This window comes from Delftia acidovorans SPH-1 (genome assembly GCF_000018665.1).
GTDB classification, from domain to species: Bacteria; Pseudomonadota; Gammaproteobacteria; order Burkholderiales; family Burkholderiaceae_C; genus Comamonas; species Comamonas acidovorans.
Genome location: NC_010002.1, coordinates 2,569,555 through 2,589,561, shown reverse-complemented (window position 1 = coordinate 2,589,561; position 20,007 = coordinate 2,569,555). Strand labels below are relative to the sequence as shown.

Annotated in this window: 19 protein-coding genes; 8 read left to right on the top strand and 11 right to left on the bottom strand. The window is 67.3% G+C overall.

The features are described 5' to 3' along the window. Positions 1 to 85: 85 nt before the first annotated feature. The 4 genes from DACI_RS11740 to hpaI are packed head-to-tail and all read left to right on the top strand — an operon-like array spanning position 86 to position 5,003. A complete protein-coding gene (locus DACI_RS11740; protein WP_012204268.1) occupies positions 86 to 1,081 on the top strand; it encodes a Bug family tripartite tricarboxylate transporter substrate binding protein in 996 nt (331 codons plus the stop codon). 33 nt (positions 1,082 to 1,114) lie between these two features. Further along, positions 1,115 to 2,644 carry a UxaA family hydrolase gene (locus DACI_RS11735; protein WP_012204267.1) on the top strand — a complete coding sequence of 510 codons (1,530 nt, stop codon included), beginning with the start codon at positions 1,115 to 1,117 and terminating at the stop codon, positions 2,642 to 2,644. Between the two features lie 34 nt (positions 2,645 to 2,678). Further along, positions 2,679 to 4,166: an NAD-dependent succinate-semialdehyde dehydrogenase gene (locus tag DACI_RS11730; protein ID WP_012204266.1), complete on the top strand. Its 1,488-nt coding sequence runs from the start codon at positions 2,679 to 2,681 to the stop codon at positions 4,164 to 4,166. 30 nt (positions 4,167 to 4,196) lie between these two features. After that, a complete protein-coding gene (hpaI, locus tag DACI_RS11725) occupies positions 4,197 to 5,003 on the top strand; it encodes a 4-hydroxy-2-oxoheptanedioate aldolase (RefSeq protein WP_012204265.1) in 807 nt (268 codons plus the stop codon). 25 nt (positions 5,004 to 5,028) lie between these two features. On the opposite strand, the gene DACI_RS11720 is transcribed toward hpaI, so the two are convergent. The 10 genes from DACI_RS11720 to DACI_RS11675 all read right to left on the bottom strand — a co-directional run bounded on the left by DACI_RS11720 (position 5,029) and on the right by DACI_RS11675 (position 13,920). Then, positions 5,029 to 5,355: an EF-hand domain-containing protein gene (locus DACI_RS11720; protein WP_157059646.1), complete on the bottom strand. Its 327-nt coding sequence runs from the start codon at positions 5,353 to 5,355 to the stop codon at positions 5,029 to 5,031. A 43-nt stretch (positions 5,356 to 5,398) separates the two neighbouring features. Beyond that, complete coding sequence (locus DACI_RS11715; RefSeq protein ID WP_225971077.1) at positions 5,399 to 6,313, bottom strand: HAF repeat-containing protein; 915 nt, start codon at positions 6,311 to 6,313, stop codon at positions 5,399 to 5,401. A 562-nt stretch (positions 6,314 to 6,875) separates the two neighbouring features. After that, on the bottom strand, positions 6,876 to 7,208 hold the full coding sequence (locus DACI_RS11710; RefSeq protein ID WP_012204263.1) for a DUF3325 family protein: 333 nt from the start codon (positions 7,206 to 7,208) through the stop codon (positions 6,876 to 6,878). Further along, positions 7,205 to 8,857, bottom strand: a complete 1,653-nt coding sequence (locus DACI_RS11705; RefSeq protein WP_012204262.1) for a PepSY-associated TM helix domain-containing protein — start codon at positions 8,855 to 8,857, stop codon at positions 7,205 to 7,207. Before DACI_RS11705 ends, DACI_RS11710 begins: the two co-directional genes overlap by 4 nt. Then, on the bottom strand, positions 8,854 to 9,180 hold the full coding sequence (locus DACI_RS11700) for a DUF3649 domain-containing protein (protein ID WP_012204261.1): 327 nt from the start codon (positions 9,178 to 9,180) through the stop codon (positions 8,854 to 8,856). The genes DACI_RS11705 and DACI_RS11700 overlap by 4 nt, the downstream gene beginning before the upstream one ends. 244 nt (positions 9,181 to 9,424) lie before the next feature. After that, entirely contained in the window at positions 9,425 to 10,336 is a 912-nt protein-coding gene (locus DACI_RS11695) for an O-acetylserine/cysteine exporter (protein ID WP_012204260.1), read from the bottom strand. A gap of 184 nt (positions 10,337 to 10,520) precedes the next feature. Beyond that, positions 10,521 to 10,949 carry a DUF1641 domain-containing protein gene (locus tag DACI_RS11690; protein WP_012204259.1) on the bottom strand — a complete coding sequence of 143 codons (429 nt, stop codon included), beginning with the start codon at positions 10,947 to 10,949 and terminating at the stop codon, positions 10,521 to 10,523. A 51-nt stretch (positions 10,950 to 11,000) separates the two neighbouring features. Beyond that, positions 11,001 to 12,191: an NAD(P)/FAD-dependent oxidoreductase gene (locus DACI_RS11685; RefSeq protein WP_012204258.1), complete on the bottom strand. Its 1,191-nt coding sequence runs from the start codon at positions 12,189 to 12,191 to the stop codon at positions 11,001 to 11,003. A 78-nt stretch (positions 12,192 to 12,269) separates the two neighbouring features. Then, complete coding sequence (locus DACI_RS11680) at positions 12,270 to 12,869, bottom strand: TetR/AcrR family transcriptional regulator (protein ID WP_012204257.1); 600 nt, start codon at positions 12,867 to 12,869, stop codon at positions 12,270 to 12,272. An 82-nt stretch (positions 12,870 to 12,951) separates the two neighbouring features. After that, positions 12,952 to 13,920 carry a helix-turn-helix transcriptional regulator gene (locus tag DACI_RS11675; protein ID WP_012204256.1) on the bottom strand — a complete coding sequence of 323 codons (969 nt, stop codon included), beginning with the start codon at positions 13,918 to 13,920 and terminating at the stop codon, positions 12,952 to 12,954. Positions 13,921 to 14,096: 176 nt separating this feature from the next. On the opposite strand from DACI_RS11675, the gene DACI_RS11670 reads away from it, so the two are divergent. From DACI_RS11670 to DACI_RS11660, 3 genes are all read left to right on the top strand, one after another. After that, positions 14,097 to 15,761 carry a hypothetical protein gene (locus tag DACI_RS11670; RefSeq protein WP_012204255.1) on the top strand — a complete coding sequence of 555 codons (1,665 nt, stop codon included), beginning with the start codon at positions 14,097 to 14,099 and terminating at the stop codon, positions 15,759 to 15,761. 201 nt (positions 15,762 to 15,962) lie between these two features. After that, positions 15,963 to 16,766 carry a PhzF family phenazine biosynthesis protein gene (locus DACI_RS11665; protein WP_043781260.1) on the top strand — a complete coding sequence of 268 codons (804 nt, stop codon included), beginning with the start codon at positions 15,963 to 15,965 and terminating at the stop codon, positions 16,764 to 16,766. Between the two features lie 69 nt (positions 16,767 to 16,835). After that, entirely contained in the window at positions 16,836 to 17,576 is a 741-nt protein-coding gene (locus DACI_RS11660; RefSeq protein ID WP_012204253.1) for an SOS response-associated peptidase, read from the top strand. 54 nt (positions 17,577 to 17,630) lie between these two features. On the opposite strand, the gene blaOXA is transcribed toward DACI_RS11660, so the two are convergent. Next, positions 17,631 to 18,431, bottom strand: a complete 801-nt coding sequence (gene blaOXA / locus DACI_RS11655; protein WP_012204252.1) for a class D beta-lactamase — start codon at positions 18,429 to 18,431, stop codon at positions 17,631 to 17,633. A 229-nt stretch (positions 18,432 to 18,660) separates the two neighbouring features. Here blaOXA and DACI_RS11650 point away from each other — a divergent pair, with 229 nt between their 5' ends. Continuing rightward, positions 18,661 to 20,001, top strand: coding sequence for an ammonium transporter (locus DACI_RS11650; RefSeq protein ID WP_012204251.1), 1,341 nt, complete (start codon positions 18,661 to 18,663; stop codon positions 19,999 to 20,001). Positions 20,002 to 20,007 lie beyond the last annotated feature (6 nt).

Here is a 20,007-nt window from a genome sequence, read left to right as displayed (position 1 = left end):
GTCATGATCAGGCGCTGAACAATCGCGCCAGTCAGCCCAAGGCCCGGATCACAGGGCTGCAAAAAGCCAATACAGGAGACAAGCGATGAACACCCCACGCACACGCCATGCAAGCCGGCGCGAATTCGTGCTCGCCACCCTCGGCGCCAGCGCACTGGCCGCCACCGGCCCCCTCTTCGCCCAGAACTGGCCCGAACGCCCCATCACCTTCATCTGCCCCTGGCCGGCGGGCGGCACGGCCGACCAGTCCATGCGCGCGCTGTGCACGGTGGCCGGCAAGCTGCTGGGCCAGCCGATCGCGGTGGAGAACCGCGCGGGCGCATCGGGAATGATCGGCGCCAAGGTGCTGGCCTCGGCCAGGGCGGACGGCTACACCATCGGCCAGATTCCCATCTCGGTCACGCGCTTTTCGCAACTGGGCAGCCTGCAGGCCGATCCGCGCAAGGACTACACCTACATCGCGCGCACCTCGGGCCAGACCTTCGGCATTGCCGTGCCCGCCAATTCGCCGTTCAAGACGCTCAAGGACTTCGTGGCCGCCGCCAAGGCCCGGCCCGGCCAGGTGACCTATGCCCACGCGGGCGTGGGCGGTGCCACGCATGTGGGCATGGAGGAATTTGCGGGCGTGGCCGGCATACAGCTCAACCATGTGCCCTACAAGGGTGGCGCCGAGGCATTGCAGGGCGTGCTGGGCGGCCATGTGGATGCGCTGGCCGACTCCAGCTCCTGGGCTCCCCATGTGGAGGCCGGCAAGCTGCGCCTGCTGGCGACCTGGGGCGAGCAGCGCACGGCGCGCTTCAAGGACGTGCCCACGCTGCGCGAATGCGGCTACGACGTGGTGGTCGATGCGCCCAACGGCATTGGCGCGCCGCGTGGCCTGGACCCGGCCGTGGCGGCCAGGCTGCGCGAGGCCTTCCGCGCCGCCGTGGCCAGCCCCGAGTTCAAGTCCGTGGCCGAGAAGCTGGATGCGCCGCTGCTCTACCTGGACGGCCCGGACTACGAGAAGTACGTGAACACGGTCTACCAGAAGGAGACCGTGCTCATCGACAAGCTCAAGCTGCGCGAGTTGATGAAGGGCTGACAGCCCGCGAACCCACACCGATGAAAGCCACGCATGTCCCGCACCGATAGCCCCCTGCTGCACCTGCATCCCAACGACAACGTGCTGGTCGCCAGGACCGCTCTGTCGCTGGGCCAGGAGATTCCCGAACTGGGCGTGCGCGCCCGCGCCCAGGTGCCTGCGGGCCACAAGATCGCCGCGCGCCGCATCGCAGAGGGCGAGCAGGTGAAGAAGTACGACACCGTGATCGGCGTGGCCATGCGCGAGCTGGAGGCCGGCGACTATGTGCACAGCCACAACCTGCGCATCGTGGACTACTACCGCGACCCGGCCTTCGGCGCCGACGTGCGGTCCGTGGACTATGTGCCCGAGGCGCAGCGCGCCAGCTTCCAGGGCTTTGTGCGCGCCGGCGGCGGCGTGGGCACGCGCAACTTCATCGGCATCCTGTCGTCGGTGAACTGTTCGGCCACGGTGATCAAGCGCATTGCCGCGCATTTCACGGCCGAGCGCATGGCGGCCTTCCCCAACGTGGACGGCGTGGTGGCCTTCGCCCAGACCAGCGGCTGCGGCATGTCCTCGCCCAGCGAGCATTTCGACGTGCTGCGCCGCACGCTGGCCGGCTATGCGCGCCACCCGAACCTGGCCGGCGTGCTCATCGTGGGCCTGGGCTGCGAGCGCAACCAGGTCGATGCCCTGGTGCAGTCGCAGGGCCTGAGCGAAGGCCGGCTCATGCGCACCCTGGTGATGCAGGAGGTCGGCGGCACGCGCGTGACCATAGAGGCAGGCATACGCGCCATCGAAGAGATGCTGCCCGAGGCCGACGCTGCGCGGCGCAGCACGGTCAGCGCCAGCCACCTGAAGATCGGGCTGGAGTGCGGCGGCTCGGACGGGTTTTCGGGCATCACGGCCAACCCGGCCCTGGGCGCGGCCATGGACATCCTGGTGCGCCACGGCGGCACGGCCATCCTGTCGGAAACGCCCGAGATCCATGGCGTGGAATTCATGCTCACGCGCCGCGCCATCACGCCAGCCGTAGGGCAGAAGCTGCTGGACCGCTTGGCCTGGTGGGAGCGCTACGCGGCCGGCCAGAACGCGCAGTTCAACGGCGTGGTCGGCCACGGCAACCAGGCCGGGGGCCTGGCCAACATCTTCGAGAAATCGCTGGGCTCGGCCATGAAGGGCGGCACCACGCCGCTGCGCGCAGTCTACGAATATGCCGAGCCCATCACCGAGCCGGGCTTCGTCTTCATGGATTCTCCGGGCTACGACCCGGTGGCCTCCACGGGCCAGATTGCCAGCGGCGCGCACCTGATCTGCTTCACCACGGGGCGCGGCTCCATGTTCGGCAGCAAGCCCGCGCCCACCATCAAGCTGGCCAGCAACACGCCCATGTACCGGCGCCTGGAGGAAGACATGGACATCAACTGCGGCCTGATCGTGGACGGCGAATGCGGCGTGCCCGAGATGGGGCAGCGCATCTTCGCGCAGATCCTGCGGCACGCCAGCGGCGAGCCCACCAAGAGCGAGGCCCTGGGCCTGGGCGACCATGAGTTCGTGCCCTGGCACCTGGGCATCGTGAGCTGAGCCGCCCCTTACAACACCTGCATCCACCGATTCCATGCCACTGACCCTGACCCGCCCCGAGCTGCTGCGCAGCGCCAACTTCATCGCCGGCCAATGGACGACCGCGACGGCCACGCCCGCCGCACCCGCCACGCGCCTGGCCGTGACCGACCCCGCCACGGGCGCACTGATCACCGAGGTGCCCGACTCCGGCGCCGCCGAGGCCCGCGCCGCGCTGGACGCCGCGCATGCTGCCTTCCCCGCCTGGCGCAGGACGCCCGCCAAACAGCGCGCCGCCATCATCAAGCGCTGGAACGACCTGGTGCTGGCCCACCAGGACGACCTGGGCCGCCTCATCAGCCGCGAGCAGGGCAAGCCCCTGGCCGAGGGCAAGGGCGAGGTCGCCTACGCGGCCAGCTACATCGAATGGTTTGCCGAAGAGGCCACGCGCATGAACGGCGAGATCATTCCCGCGCCCGTGCCGGGCCGGCGCATGTTTGCGCTGCGCGAGCCTGTGGGCGTGGTGGCCGCCATCACGCCCTGGAACTTTCCTGCCGCCATGATCGCCCGCAAGATCGCGCCCGCGCTGGCCGCCGGCTGCACCGTGGTCTGCAAGCCCGCGGAAGACACGCCGCTGACCTCGCTGGCCCTGGTGCTGCTGGCCCAGGAGGCGGGCGTGCCGGCCGGTGTGCTCAACATCGTCACGGCCTCGCGCGAGAAGACGCCCGAGGTGGTGGATGTCTGGCTGGACGACGCGCGCGTGCGCAAGATCACCTTCACGGGCTCCACGCCCGTGGGCAAGCACCTGGCGCGGCGCAGCGCCGACACGCTCAAGAAGCTCTCGCTGGAGCTGGGCGGCAATGCGCCCTTCATCGTCTTCGAGGACGCCGACATCGATGCCGCCGTCGACGGCTTCATGGCCGCCAAGTTCCGCAATGGCGGCCAGACCTGCGTGTGTCCCAACCGCGTCTTCGTGCACCGCAGCGTGCACGACGTGTTTGCACAGAAGCTGGCCGCGCGCGTGGCCGCGCTGCACGTGGGCCCGGCCAGCGACCCGGCCTCGCAGATCGGCCCCATGATCAATGCGCGCGCCGTGGAAAAGATCGAGCGCCATGTGCAGGACGCCGTGGCGCGCGGCGCCAGGGTGCTCACGGGCGGCAGGCGCCTGGATGCCCTGGGCGCCAACTACTACGCGCCCACCGTGCTCACGGGCGCCGATGCCTCCATGGCCTGCGCCTGCGAGGAAACCTTCGGCCCCGTGGCGCCGCTCACCGTCTTCGACAGCGAGGACGAGGTCATCGCCGCCGCCAACGACACGCCCTTCGGCCTGGCCGCCTACTTCTACAGCAACGACGCACGCCGCATCTGGCGCATGGCCGATGCGTTGGAGACCGGCATCGTCGGCATCAACGAAGGCGCACTGGCCGCCGAGGCAGCGCCCTTCGGCGGTGTCAAGGAATCGGGCTACGGCCGCGAGGGCTCCACCCACGGCCTGGACGACTACCTGCACACCAAGTACGTCTGCCAGGGCCTGCTGGACTGAATCTTTCCCTCAACGAAATCACCGGACACCATGCCAGCCCACAACCCCTTCAAGACCGCCCTGGCCGCAGGCCAGCCCCGCATCGGCCTGTGGCTGTCCATGGCCGACCCCTACCTGGCCGAGGCGGCCGCCACCTGCGGCTATGACTGGCTGCTGATCGACGGCGAGCACGCGCCCAACGACGTGCGCAGCACCCTGGCCGCGCTGCAGGCCGTGGCCCCGCACCCGGCCCAGGCCGTGGTGCGCGTGGTCGAAGGCAGCACGGCCCTGATCAAACAGATGCTGGACATAGGCGCCACCACCTTGCTCGTGCCCATGGTGGACACGGCCGAACAGGCGCGCGCCGTGGTGGCCGCCACGCGCTACCCGCCACTGGGCGTGCGCGGCGTGGGCAGTGCCGTGGGCCGCGCATCGCAGTGGAGCGCGCGCGCCGACTACCTGCAGGTGGCCGACGACGAGGTCTGCCTGCTGGTGCAGGCCGAGACCGTGGCCGCGCTGCACAGCCTTGAAGCCATCTGCGCGGTGGACGGCGTGCACGGCGTCTTCATCGGCCCCGCCGACCTGGCCGCCTCCATGGGCCACCGCGGCAACCCCGGCCACCCCGAAGTGCAGGCCGCCATCGAAGCCGCCATGAAGACCATCATCGCCAGCGGCAAGGCGGCCGGCACCCTGACCTCGGACCCCGCCCTGGCCCGCCGCTACCTGGACCTGGGCTGCAGCTTCGTGGCCGTGGGCGTGGATGTGCTGCTGTTTGCGAACGCGGCGCGAAGGCTGCGGGGGCAGTTCGATGATTCGCCGGTGGCCGCGCCTGTGCAGCGCCTCGGGGCTGCGTATTGAGAACATGGGGCGGCACAGGCGCGGGTCACTCGCCTGTCATGATTTTCATGAATCCATCGTGATCCACGGGGCCTGAGCCATCCGAGTCAATCTCCGCAATCAGCTCGTCAAGCTCCTCCTCCGTGAGTTGGTCCCCTAAAACTTTCCTCAATTCTGTAATAGGAGTGAAGGCAACGCCATTTTGGTCATAAAGACGGTACGCTTCCCGAAGATCTTTGGCGTCACCAGGAACGGGCACCACCATCATTGCACAAGCAAAAGGCAGCAATACCGTATATCTGACCTGTGCAACGATGTTTATCTTCCGTATCAAGGCAACCCAGCCACCCATTGCTTTATTAAATTGATTCATGAAACACTCCATTCATTGAAAATATGAAAAGAGGCATATTCATTCAAGGCGCACACAGGTTCTGCACAAACGCATGCGTATCCTGCCCCGAGCCCGTCTCGCTGCCGCCCGTCAGATAGCAGCCGTCCTGGCTGAGCGCAATGGCACCGCTGTTCTTGCCGCCAGGCAGCGTGCCCAGGTCCACCGATCCTCCGGCCAGGGTCCACTTGAACGCATGGCGCGTGCCATCGCCCATCTCGCTGCTGCCCACCACATTGCCGTTGTCGCCTATGTCAGACACCGAGGCATGCATGCCACCGGTTGGCGCGGGGATGTCGGTGCGCACATTGGTCGTGGTGTCCCAGTGGAAGGGAACGGGATCGCCGTTGGTGTTGCTGTACTTGCCGATGACCCGGCCATTGGCGTTCAGCGTCTTGGCACTGCTGCGCTGGGCGCCCGTGGACAAAACCAGCGGCGCCGAAGCCGGATTGCTCCACAGCACGGCATGACCGCCCTGTGCACCAAAATCACAATGGCCCAGGATGCGCGAGTTCACCACCTGGGAAGCGCGGCAGTGCAGCGCATCGGCAGGCAGCGGCAGCGCGGCGGAGGCGTAGGTTCCCAGCAGCCCCGGGGACCACAGCACGGGCTGGGGCCGGCCGCTGGAGCCGGGACAGTTGCCGACGATATTGGGCATCGTCGGATTCACGGAATGGTCGTCCACATCGGCGGGCACGCAGTTCGTGGCAACCAGGCCCAGCAGGCCGGCCGGCAGCGTGCGTGCCGTGGTTTCGTTGTTGCGCCACATCACCGGCAAGGCCGTGTTGTCGGCATTGAGGCTGACACCCGCGACCGCGCCACTCTGGCTGAGCGCGGTCACCTTGGTGCGCACGCCGCCCACAAGGGCCTGCAGGGCCTGGACGGTGGTGGGCGCCGTGGCATTCCAGACCACGCCAGTGGGCAGCGAATTGCTGTTCATGCACCACCCGACCAGACGGCCCACGTTGGTGATGGCGCCTGCCACGCAATTGCGACCATCGACCAAATGTGCCAGATCCACCGCGCTGCCGGGCGCCAGGGCAACAAATCCCGAGGCAGATCCATTGGCCTCTGCACAGGCGCCCACCACATATCCGGAATTATTGACATCCAGGCCTGCGCACTGCGGACCCGAGGCAGTCCCTATATCCTGCATGGGTCCTGCCTGAGCCATACTGGAGGCAAGCATCAAGCCGCCAGTCAAAACCAGAGGGAAATAAAATGCCGGAACAGTCATACGCATTCTCCTGCCAAAGAACCACAGTTTGACAACACGAATCGAACTTGTTTCTGACTGATGGATTGAAATCAGATGCTGAATATTGATATTCAATCACGCAGCGATCTCTGCGCACAAATATGTGATTGTTATTGATAAATCACAATTAATAGGAGGTCCGCACCATTTGCATGCTCAGCAATGGGGCGAGGCCCGCAAGGGGCCCCGCCGTGTGATTCACTCAAAGGAAAACAGGAAAAAGCGAAGGGAAAGACCTGCCCGCTCAGCCCAGCAGCAGCCAAGTCCCCAATCCTGCGGCGGCAGCCACAATCGCCACACGCCGCGCGAACTTCGGCGCATAGGTCAGCAGCAGGCCCAGGGCCAGGGCCGCAAAGGTCAGCAGGCCCAGCCAGGCGGCCAAGGCCACCGAGGCATTCCAGCGCAGCAGGCAAGGCGCCAGCGATAGGGCCAGCAGCGCGTAGCCGGCCAGCCGCCAGGCCTTCAGGCGCGCGGGCGCCAGGCCTTCGGTGCCCAGCTGGTCCTGGTGCCGGTCCATGGAAGCGGCGATGACGGCAAAGCCTGCAAAGGCCAGAAAAAAGGCGCCAAGAATCATCATGACGCGCGCTCCAGCGTGGGGGCATGGCTGGCGGCGCGGGCTTGCGTGCGGGCGACTGCAGGCACTGCAGCCGCTGCCGGCTTGCCGCGCAGCAGCCACCAGGCCACCACGCCGTGGATGGCGGCCAGGCCCAGCATCAGCAGCTCGAAGCTGGCGATGCTCCACTGCCCGTTGGCCAGGGTCTGCACCAGCGATGCGCCGCCCGTCAGCAGGTTGAGCAGGGGCAGCAGCGCGTACAGCACGGCGGCCAGCGCCATCTGCTGCAGCCAGGCATTGCGGTGCGAGACCCGCAGCGGATGCAGCAGGCACAGCAGCCAGATGATGAAGAGGCCGTTGATTTCCCAGTCGGCACGCCCCTGCATGGGCACGGGCAGCAGGCGGTTGAGCCAGAAGAAGCCGGCCACGGCCACCGACAGGCCCGCAATGGAGCCCACGTTGAGCACCTCCACCAGACGGTGGCCGAAGGGCGTGCGGCCCAGCTTGCGGCGCTCGGGCATGCGCTTGACCACCCACAGCACCATGCCCGACGCGGCCATGAAGGTGCCGACCACGCCGCTGAGCAGCAGCAGCCAGCGCGTGGCGGGCTCTGCAAAGCGGCCCAGGTGCACGCCGGTGATCACGTTGCCGGTGGCGCGCACCCAGGAGATGGCGGGCGCCTCGGGGCTGGCCTGCAACTGGCCGGTCACGCCGTCGAAGCGCAGCGTCTCGGCCTGGCCGCGGTTGATGAGGCTCATGCCGCCGCCTTCGCGCAGTTCGACCACCGCGCGCGAGGTGCCGGGCGCGTTGACGGTGATACTGCCCACGCCGTGCTCGGGCCAGCGGCGCGCGCCCTCGGCCATCATGGGCGCGATATCGGCCAGCGCGGCGGCCTGCCGCTCCTGCCCGGCGCCACGCGCGCCAGGGCCCTGCCCGGTCGCCTGACCGCGCGCACCCCGCACATCGGCGAAGTAGGCATTGGTGTCGCCGTTGTAGGCCGCCTGTATGCCCCAGGGCATGAGCATGAACATCAGCAGCACCAGGCCGCTGAAGGTGATGACGATGTGAAACGGCAATGCCAGCACGGCCGTGGCGTTGTGCGCGTCCAGCCAGGAGCGCTGGCCCTTGCGCGGGCGGAAGGTGAAGAAGTCCGTGAAGATCTTCTTGTGCGTGATCACGCCCGTGATGATGGCCACGAACATCAGCATGGTGGCGAAGCCCACGATCCAGCGGCCCCAGATGCGCGGCATGGCGTGCAGCTCGAAGTGGAAGCGGTAGAAGAAGTTGCCGGCGCGTGTCTCGCGCGGCTCCAGCTTCTCGCCCGTGGCGGCGTCGATCTCGGCGCGCTTGGTGCCTGCGCGGCCCGTGGCGGCGCCGGGCTCGCGCCAGGATGCGGCCACCGCCACCTGGCGCGGGCCGGGCAGGCCCAGCGTCCAGGTCGTGGCCTCCGGCGCGATGCGCTGCATGGCGTTCAGTGCGCGCTGCGCGGTGTCGGCGTCCTGCACCGAGCCGTGCAGCTCGGGCCGCATCCAGTCGTTGATCTCGTCGCGGAAATAGCTCAGGGTGCCCGTGAAGAACACCGCGTAGAGCAGCCAGCCCAGCAGCAGGCCGCTCCAGGTGTGCAGCCAGGACATGGACTGGCGCAGTCCCTCGGGTTTGCCGTCTGCCCTCATGCGGCGGCTCCGTTCGACAGCATCCAGGCCAGAAGTCCCAGGCCCGCGCCCGGCAGGCCGATCACGGCCCAGGCGCGCCAGGCGCTGGCGCAGCCGAAGGCCCACATGGCCGCCACGGCGTAGATGATGAAGGCCAGCAGCGTCGAGCCCAGCGCCGCATCGGCCCGTTCCACGCCCAGCCAGACCATGGCGCGCGCGCCCGTGGCGGCGCAGGCGGCCGACAGCAGATAGCCGCCGCCAATCGCCGCCAAGGCGCGCGAGGCCACGGCCACGCGGTAGCGCAGCAAGGATGGAGAGGACCCTCCCGGGGTCGAGGCTTGCATGGGGATGACCTTTCTTGCGGATCGTTGCCCGTTCGGGACGCCGCGGCCGCAGCGCAGGCCCGGACGGACAAAGGCGCCACAACAGTTCAAGGTCTGTGCGGCGCCGGGCGTTGGCCGCGCGCCTGAAGCACGCCGCCTTTCAAAGAGCGGGAATGATAATGATTTTTATTACCCGAGTCATTCAAAGAAATGCAAAGCCGGCCTCCTGCCACCGGCCCCGGCCATCTCCCTGGCGCCTTTTCCCCTATCGCGCCCGCCCCGCCAGCCAGCGCCCGCCGAACTGGTTGATCACCATGCCCGCCAGCACGGCCAGCGTGCCCATCCACTGCATCAAGGTAGGCCGCTCGCCCAGCAGGAGCATGGCCGAGACCAGGCCCACCACGGGCACCATCAGAGACAGCGGCGCCACCGTGCCGGCCGCATAGCGCTGCAGCAGGCGCGTCCACAGGCCGTAGCCCAGCAGCGTGGCCAGCAGCGCCAGGTACAGGATGGAGGCCACGGCGGTCAGGTCGATCCCCGCCAGTTGCTGCACGACCGTATCCGCGCCATCCGTCCAGACGGCCAGGGCCATCAGCGGCGCAATGGGAAAGATGCTGCTCCAGACGATGAAGGGGAAGGGCTCGTAGGGGCCGCTGCGCGCCGCATAGCGCGTGATCATGTTGGACACGGCCCACATGCAGGCTGCGCCCACGGTCAGCAAAAAGCCGGCCAGCGTCATGGCGTTGTCGCCCTCGCCATGGGCGCTGCCGATGGCAACCAGCCCGCCCAGCGACACCACCAGGCCCAGCCAATGCCACAGGCGCGCGGGCTCGCCCAGCAGGAAGGCGGCCAGCAGCAGCGTGACGAAGGCCTGCGTCTGCAGCACCACCGAGGCCATGCCGGCCGGCATGCCCAGCTTCAGGCCCAGGAACAGCATGCCGAACTGGCCCACGCCCTGCACCAGCCCATAGGCGGCCAGATAGCGCCAGCCCACCGACTTGGGCGGACGCACGAACAGCAAAAAGGGCAGCGACGCCACCACGAAGCGCAGCGCGCTCAGCAGCATGGGCGACAGCGTCAGCAGGCCGAACTTCATGGCCACGAAGTTGGTGCCCCAGATCAGGATGACCAGCAGCGCACGCGCCCAGTCACCACGGCTCAGGTGCTGCGCGGTCATGCCCCGCCCTCGGTGCAGCGGGGCCTGCAACGGTCAGGAACAGCGGCCGGCAGCACCGGCAAGGAACAGGAAGAAGGCATGGCGGGCAATGGGCAAAAAGAAAAGGGGCGGATCACATCCGCCCCCGGCGTTTGTACCACCGCAGCCCGTGCGCTGCCGGGCGGCCGTGGCTCGGCCCTGCGTTTCAGTCCGCCGCGTAGTCGATGGGATCGTGGGCATGCTGGCGCCCCAGCGCGCCGGCCATGGCCAGCATGAAGGCCAGGCCGCGCCGCACATCGGGCTCGCGTGCCATGCGCATCAGGCCGATCAGGGTGGGCGTTTCCTCCATGGCCTGCACCTGGGCCGCCGCCATGCGCGCGGCATTGCCCGCGGCCCAGGCCCCGCCCACGCCATCCTCGAAGGCCTTGGCGACCTTCTCGACCATGTAGTCGTCTGCCATGTCCACCAGGTCCGCCGTGGCCGACAGCAGATCGACCACGCGGTTCAGACGCCGGCCCGCCAGCAGCGGCTCCAGCTTGCCCATCAGTTCGGCCAGCCCCTGCAGCGCGGCGTCGTCCTGCAGCAGGCCACCAGCGGCGGGCTGCGCCACGGGAATGTCGGAAGCGATGTTCATCTCGGTGCTCCTTGTCTTCGTGCTTGGAATGACAATGCAAAGGCCCTGGCCTCAGACCAGGGCGCGGGCCACGGCCCAGTACATGCCGCGGTTGAAGCCCTTGCGCATCATCGAGCCGACCTTGGTCGGCGGCGTGGGCTTGACGTCGACCTGGTAGTCGTACCAAAGCGGCATGCCGCCGTCCAGGCCCATCTGGGCGATGGCCACCACGCGCCCGTCGTAGGCATCGCTGGTGCGGCCGAAGCGGATCTGCGAGGCGATGTTGTTCACCACCACGGGCGACTGGTTGTGGCAGGCGCCGCCGGCCTTGCTCACCGGCAGGTCCACCGTATCGCCCAGCACATAGACATGGCTCTGGCCCAGCACCTGCATGGTCTCGTGGTCGGTGGGCAGCCAGCCCTCGCCGTCCTGCGCCTGCGACAGGCCGCAGTCGCGCACGGCCTGCACGGCGCGTATGGGCGGCGTGGCCATGAGGATGTCGAAGTCCTCGGACTGGCCCTCCTCCGAGTGGGCCACCTTGGCCTCGGGGTCCACGCGCGCCAGCGTGAAGCCGCGCTGGTGGCGAATGCCGCGCTGCTCGAACACCGTGGGCAGGATCTCGCAGGTGTCCTTCTGCAGGAACAGGCAGTTGCGCAGCAGCTGCGAGACCGTGGGATAGGTGTAGACGATCTCCACCTTGTCGCGCACGCCGCGCCGGCGCAGCAGGTCGTCCAGCATCAGCGTGGTCTCTATGGGCGCGATGCCGCACTGGTGCGGCACATTGGGCGTCTTGGGAAAGGTCACGGTGACGAAGATGCGGCCCTTTTCTATGCGCGCCAGCTTGTCGGCCAGCTGCCGCGCGGGCGCGTGCTGGTAGAAGTGGTCGCCGGCCTCGGCCAGGCCTTCGATGCGCTCGGGCGAGGGCACGCAGCCCGTGGAGATCACCAGGTGGTCGTAGCCGAAGCGCTTGCCGCTCCTGCAGTGCACGGCCTGCAGCGCAAAGTCGAAACGCTCCACCTCTTCCACCTGGAAGTCGATCTCGGGCCGCAGCAGGCCGCGCTGCCTGCGCCGCAGTTCGTCGCGGAAGAAGGCATTGAAGGCCACGTACATGAAGGCAGGCTTGTAGTAATGCCAGGGCGAGTTCGACAGCATGGTGATGCGCACCTTGCCCGTGACCACCTCCGGATACAGCTTGCTGACCAGGTGGTTGGCGGTCATGGTGCCGCCAATGCCCCCTCCGATGATCAAGATGTGATGCGCCATCCCTGCTACTCCTTGTGCTTTCGCCTCAGTGGAACAACCGCTGGCGCCGCACGGCACCAGCGCCGGAAAATGCGCCGCTCAGTCAGGCTTGAGCGATCGCCACACCCCGTCCCAGAGCGCGTCGAACAGGGGCTCTATGGGCGTGTCGATGATGCCGTCCAGCCGCAGGCAGATCATGCGGATCGCGCTGCCGTACATCAGGCTGGCCGCCACCATGGGCTCCATCTGGCGGATCTCGCCATCGGTCATGCCGGCGAACACGAAGCCGCGCATGCGCACGAAGGCCGAGGCCGAGCAGATGGCCTGCTCGTCGGGCAGAAACTCGCGGTGGCGCGCATTGACCACGAAGCCCATGGCCTCGGGCTCGGCCTCGGCCAGCCCGAACAGCATGCGCAGCACCTCGCGGCAGCGCTGGGCGCTGCCCGCGTGCCGCTCCTCGATATCGTCGAGCAGCACATTCATGCGCGCCAGCAAATGCCGGTACAGCTCGCGCGCAATGCCTTCCTTGTCGGCAAAGTGGTTGTAGAAGAAACCGATGGACACGCCGGCCTCGGCGCACAGGTCCTGTATCGAGGTATTGAAGAAGCCCCGCTCCACGAACAGCCTGAGCGCCACGCGCAGCGTCTGCACATGGCGCGATCCCGCATGGGGAAAGAAGGTCCAGGCCTCGTCTTGCATGGGAAATGATCGTAGAACGAATCTTCATTCTATTTTTGACCATGGCTTGCAAACCACAGCAGGGTTTTCCTGGACCTTGGCCTCAATCCATCAGCCGGAGTGCCTCGGCAAGCGACGCCACGTTGGCAATGCCCAGCTTTTCGTAGATGGAGCGGATCTGGTTGCGCACCGTGGCAGGAGCACGCTGGAGCTGGACTGCAATCTGCTTGTGCGTCAGGCCCCGGACCACAAGCCGGGCAACCGTGGCTTCGCGGGGGGACAGCCCGTCGGCTGCGCACCGGGGGCGCGCTCGCAACCACAGCAGGCCGTGCTGCGTGAACAGCGTGATGACCAGGGTGTGGGCCACCAGACGATGGGCGCCGCCCTGTGCCGCTGTCTGCACGGCCGCAGGCAGGCGAGGACCTTGCCGGCCCGGCCATTCGGCGCGCAAGGCGTGCTCGAAGACGACGTCCATGTGGTGGATGATGCCGCGCGGGTCTGCCAGTGCCGAGCCCAACGGATCACGGGCCAGGCCCTGCCGAAGCTGCCCCAGATGCGTGAGGCGGTTGAGTTCCAGCGCCTGCTGCACATGGGGCAGCAGCGCGGCCAGCAGTTGGCGCTCGCCCTCGGTGCAATGCGCATCCGTGCGGGCGCGAAACAGCGTGAGCCAGCGCGTGTAAAGAGTGGCCGGGTTCACCATCCCGCCGATGAAGAAGTGCGACTGCTCAAAGCGCCTGCCGTAGTCGCGCAGCGCCCCCTGGTGACTGCCACCGAACCAGGTCCTCGCTTCGAAGGCCAGCGTCTCGCTGGGGTGCCTGGCGATGGCCTGCGCCGCCGTGTCCAGGTGCTTGACCTCTTCATAGGCCTGCAGCATTTCGGGCGGCTGCAGGTGAAGGTGGATGGTGTGGATATCGATGCCGGCCGTCGTCATGGTGGCCGAGCCCCACATGGCCGAGTCGAAGGGCAGCACGGGTTTGAGCAGGTCCAGCGCCTGGTCCTGGAAATGCTCGACAGGCTGTTCGTGCGATAGCCGGTAGAGGTTCAGCAGCAGGTGGTTGTATGCAGCGTCCATGGCGGCTTGCCTGCCTCTCTTCGATACGTTGAGAACAACTGCACGGGCGGGTGTTGCGCGTGCCGTGCCCTCTTGTCCCACCCCGGCAGCGCTTCAGGATAGTGCAATTGCATCATTTTGTTTGTTGCGTGTCACAAATAGAGTTGGCTTGCCACACACATTCCTGTACCGACACCATGCAAATTCAATCCCGTGCATCCACTTCCCTTCCCGCCGTGCGCCCTTTGCTGCTGTGCGGCCTTGTTGCAAGCCTCTATGCCTGTGGAGGAGGCAGCGGCGGTACCGACAGCGGCGGGGGCACCGGCGGCGGCACCGTGACACAGCCGGCCATCACGCTGTCAGGCACCGTCGCCATCGACCAGGCCGTGCGCAACGCTGCAGTCTGCGTGGATCTGAACGCCAATGCAGCCTGCGACACGGGCGAGCCCAGCGCAGCGGCCACCGGCAGCGACGGCAAGTTCAGCCTGACCTATCAACCCGGCGATGCGGCAGCCACCGCTGCCTTCAACCAGGCTCCCTTGCTGGCTCGCATCACACCCGAATCCGTGGACGCTGCAGACCCCACCAGCACCGCCACAGCCAAGGCGTTCGTGCTGTCTGCACCGGCTGGCAAATCCGCGCAGATCAATCCACTGACCAGCCTGGTGCAACAGGCCATCGCGGCCGGCACCGCCAGGGAAGTGGCCGAGGCTGCAGTGGCCCGCCAGCTCGGCATCGACGCCGCCAGGATCTACGACTACCAGAGCGACGTGGCCTCCAGTACCGCCGTGCTTGCGGATACCGCGCGCACAGCCGCCAAGGTCACCGCCTACGCGCTTGAGTTGGGCGTGCCTCTCCAGGTGACGGCACCTGGCGCAGCGGCCGTGGCATCGAACCAACTGGCGTTCCTGAACTACGGCAACGCGCAGAACTACTCCGTGCGTGAACGCAGGTCCGACGGCGTCGTCCAGGCAGACGGCTTTGCCCACCAGTTCGAGACACGCAGCGGAAAAACCAACGGTGCGCCCAGTACGCAGGAAGCGCTGTTCCCGTCCGTCACGCTCACCAGCACCGGCTGGACGCGCTGCGACACCTCCTTGCCGCGCCTGACGACGCAGGGCGTTCCCTCGCGCACACTGCTGTGCAACCAGTCCACCGCCTATCTGGGCTTTACCACCGCTTCGCAGGACGTCAGCGGCAAGCCCATGGCCGAAGTCATCACGCAATTGCGTGCCGGAGACACAACGCTGCAGGCCGAGGGCATCCGCCATGACCGCTCCATCGAAATGGACCCCGCCACGCTGGGCTCGGCCGTCTTTCCGCAGGGCGCACAGATGCGCACCGCACTGTCGGTGCAGTTGAGCCGATCACCAGCTTTCATCAACAACACGGCCACGGACCGCTTCGGCTTCGCCACGCTGGAAGCCATGATTGCCGGCCGCCCGGCCAGCGCGGTGAACCTGTCGACCCCAGCCACCGTGCGCGCCTCGACAGTCGGTGCGGCGGGGCCGGTCGATGCCAACCATGTGTTGCGCGTAGCCTTCATCGATGCGGCCAACGCCCAGTTCTACAGCTGTGAGTCCACCCCTCCGGCCTACAGCGATCTGGGCGCCTGCACCGTGCATTCGCAAAGCGCCTACACCCTCTCCACCTCCCAGGGCGTGCGCCTGCTGAGCTTTGCCGACTTCCCTGGCAAGACCTTCATGCAAGGCGTGACGCGGGGCTATACGGAATTCGACGGCAGCGTATTCGGCTATCGACTGCCTGCCGCCATTGCCAGTGAAGATCAGGCACTCAGCTATTCCACCCGCCTGAACGGCGTGGCCTGGACTGCCATGAAAACGGTTCTGGGCATTGAGTGAGCCTTGCAGCCGGGAGCGGGCATTTCAAGCAAGGGATGGGGCGAGGCATTCCACGCGGCGCCCCGCAGCCGCGTGGGACGGCATGCCGGGCATGCGTGCCTCAGCTCTGTCCTGCGGGACCGTAGAATCCGCGCGCAGCCATTGGAGACAGAGACAACAATGACGGGCTGCACACGAATCCGACCCAAAGGCCTTTTGCAAATGCAACTCCCCATCCACGTCATCGACGCATTCACATCGGAACGATTCAAGGGCAATCAGGCCGCCGTCATTCCCCTGGATGCATGGCTTGCCGATTCCACGCTGCAGGCCATTGCGGCAGAGAACAATCTCTCGGAAACCTCGTTCCTGGTCTGGAGTGCCGATCGCGACGCCTTCGAGATCCGCTGGTTCTCCCCGCTCACGGAGATCGCGTTCTGCGGCCATGCCACGCTGGCAAGCGCATTCGTGCTGTTCGAGGCCGACCCGGCGCTGCGCAGCATCACGTTCTGGGCCGCTGCCGTGGGCAAGGTCACCGCCACGCAGGAGGATGGCGGACGCATCGTCATGACCTTCCCGCGCCGCGATGCCAAGCCGCTGGATGAGGCGCCTGCCGCGCTGCGCGAAGGCCTGACGCCCGCACCCACGGCCTATCTTGTGAACCAGCAGGCCTACGTGGCGGTCTACGCCGCCGAGGCCGACGTGCTGGCCGTCAAGCCGGATCTGGAACGCCTGAAATCGCTGGGGCCGCTGGATGTGGTGGTGACGGCGCCTGCGGATGCGGGCGCCTCGTATGACTTCGTCAGCCGCTACTTCTGGCCCGCCAATGGCGGCGAGGAAGATCCCGTCACGGGCTCCATCCATGCGGCGCTTGCGCCTTACTGGGCGGGCAGGCTGGGCAAGAACCGTCTGGTCGGCCACCAGGCATCTCGCCGCACGGGCACGCTGTTTTGCGAAGTGACGGACGCCAGCGTCGAGGTGGCCGGCCACTGTGCGCGTTACCTGACCGGAACGATCACCGTCTGATTGCGGGGGAAAGTTCGGCACCGCCCACGACTCCCCCATTTCGCCCCGGCACGCAGGTACCATCCGCGCATGAGTACCCACTACGAATCCCTGTCGCAAGCCGACGCCTACCGCGACGCCTTCGACGTGGAAGCGCCCGCGGCCAGCGAGCGCAACATGACGCCGCGCAAGTCCGGCTTTTTCATCCGCAGCGTCGCCGTGGCTGCAGAGGCAGCCGCTGAACAGGCAGAACCTGCAGCTCCCGACACACCGCCTGCAGCACCCACCCCTGCCGTACGCGAGCTGGTTGCCGCCCAATGGGGCCTGGTGCCGCACTGGGTGAAGTCGGCCTCCGACGGCCGGCTGCGCGCGCTCAAGCTGGTGAATGCGCGCTCCGAAACGGTGTCCACGGCCCAGGCCTTCCGCGATGCCTGGCTCAATGGCCAGCGCTGCATCGTGCCCATGGCCGCCTTTTTCGAGGATGACTACCGCAACGGCAAGGCCCTGCCCACGCGCATCTCGCGCATCGACGGCAAGCCCATGGGCGTGGCCGGCGTGTGGGCGCAGTGGACGGGCCCGGACGGCGAGGTGCTGCTGAGCTACGCCCTGCTCACCGTCAACGCCAACAGCCATGCGCTGCTGCACCGCTACCAGCAGCCCGGCGCGGAAAAGCGCATGCCGGCGATTCTCAACGAAGGCGCCTACGACGCCTGGCTCAACGCGCGCGTGGAAAAGGCGCGCGAGTTCATGCGCCAGTACCCCTCCAACTGGCTCACCGCCAATCCGGTGGAGCGCAAGGCCGACAAGCGGCCTCCAGCCCTGATGGGCTGACGGGCTGACGGGCTGACGGGCTGATGGGCTGGCGCATGGCCCTTGTCCCGCGCGCTACGGCGCCTTGGGCAACGCGTTGATGGAGCGCAGGATGTCGCGCGTGATGTCCTGGCGCTTGGGCAGGTCGGCCAGCCGGTGGGGCGTGTCCATGTTCATGGCGAAGAACACGGGGCCGGCCGGCCATTCCACCCAGCCCACCCACCAGCCGATACGGCCCGTCCAGCCGGTTTTGGCGCGCAGTATCCAGTCCGGGCCTGCCTCGTTGATCATCACGTCCTTCACCAGCCGCTGGTGCTCCACCGGCAATGGCAGCCGATTGCGGTACAGCCGCTGCAGGAAGGCCACCTGCTCCAGCGCCGAGATGGCCAGGTCGCCCTCCACCCAGAACGGCGCCTCGCCTGTGGCCAGCGCATTGCCGTAGTCGATCTTGCGCATGTAGGCAGCCTCACGCGCGCTGCCAAGCTCCCTGGCAAAGCCTTCGTACACCCAGACGGTGGAGTTGCGCATGGCCGAGCGCAGGTCCTGATCGGCATTCCAGGCCGGCAACTGGCGCTTCACGCCATCCCAGGGAATGCGCTGGAATTCATCGCGCAACAGCCCGGCATCCAGTGCGAACAGGCTGTGCGGGATCTTGAAGGTGGAGGCGGGCGAGTAGCGCCGCGCCGCCCGGTCACGGTTGTGGACGTAGACGGCTTCGGCCTGGCCTCTGGCATCGACCACGACGATGCTGCCATCGACCTTGGCATCGGCAAAGAAGCGGTCCCATTCGGGCTTGTCCTGCAGTTCGGCAGCCGCCAGGGCCGCCTGTGACAGAAAGGCGAGCAGCGCGGCGCACATCAGATTTCTTCGATTCATGCAGGCAGTTTAAGAGCTGCACCACCGCACGGCGATGGTGCACCGCCCGCCCGGCTGCCCTGTTTTGACTCGCGGTTTTCCCGTTTTGGTGTTCCGGTCGGATCGCGCGGGCCCCAAGGGCCCCGTATGCGCTGGCACGACTTGTGCAAGGCCGCTGCAGGCCGGCCAATGCAGCCATGGCGGCAACGGCAGACGGCCCCATGACCACAACAAACAAGGGAGTCATTGCATGCACAGGTGCGCACGGGCATTGAGAACATTGGTGGCGGGAGGATGGGTCGCGGTCCTGGGTGCGGCGCAGACGGCGCAGGCGGCCGAGCAGGCTATCACCCGGCCATCGCTGGTGGCGGTGGAATCCATCAGCGCCGTGGACACGGTCTGGCTGATGACGGCCACGGTGCTGGTGCTGCTGATGACGCTGCCCGGCATTGCGCTGTTCTATGCGGGCATGGTGCGCCGCAAGAACGTGCTCAACACCATGGCCAGCGTGGTGGCGATTGCCTGCCTGGTGAGCATTCTGTGGTTTGCACTCGGCTACTCGCTGGCCTTCACGCCCGGCAATGCGTGGATAGGCGGTGATTCTCGCGCCTGGTTTTCCGGCCTGGATTTCAACGCCGCCAAGGGCCTGGTGGCCGTGAGCCACCTGGCGCCGCATGTGCCCGAAGCGGCCTATGCCATGTTCCAGCTGGCCTTTGCCGTGATCACCGCCGCCTTGCTGGTGGGCGCCTGGGTGGAGCGCATGCGCTTCGGTGCCATGCTGATCTTCGTGGGGCTGTGGAGCCTGCTGGTGTATGCGCCGGTGGCGCACTGGGTGTGGGAGCCCGGGGGCTGGCTGGCGCGCATGGGCGCGCTGGACTTTGCCGGAGGCACCGTGGTGCATGTGAACGCGGGCGTGGCCGGCCTGGTCTGCGCCTGGTTCCTGCGGCCGCGCCGCGGCTACGGGCACGAGCCCTTCGAGCCCTACAACCTGGCCTTGACCATGATGGGCGCAGCCCTGCTGTGGATGGGGTGGTTCGGCTTCAACGCAGGCTCATCGCTGGCCGGGGACAGCCGCGCGGCGCTGGCGCTGGCCGTCACCCACATTGCCGCCAGCGCGGGCGCCCTGGCCTGGTCGCTGGCCGAGTACGTGGTGCGCGGCAAGGCCACGCTGCTGGGGCTGTGCTCGGGGCTGGTCGGCGGCCTGGTGGCGATCACGCCGGCAGCGGGTTTCGTGACGCCGCTGTCGGCGCTGTGCATCGGCCTGATCGCCGGTGTCGCCTGCTACTGGGGCGCCACGGGCCTCAAGCGGCTGCTGGGTGCGGACGATTCGCTGGATGTGTTTGGCGTGCATGGCGTGGGCGGCATCGTGGGCTCGCTGCTGACCGGCGTGTTTGCCAGTCCGCAGATCGGCGGCGTGCAGGGCAGCGTTCTCACCCAGGCCGTGAGCGTGCTGGCCGTGGCCTTGTTCACGCTGGTGGCCACGGCGGTGCTGCTGTGGCTGCTGGACATGCTGATCGGCCTGCGCGTGGATGAGGAAAGCGAGCTGCAGGGCCTGGACCTGGCGCTGCACCGCGAGCGCCTGAGTGGATGAACGGCC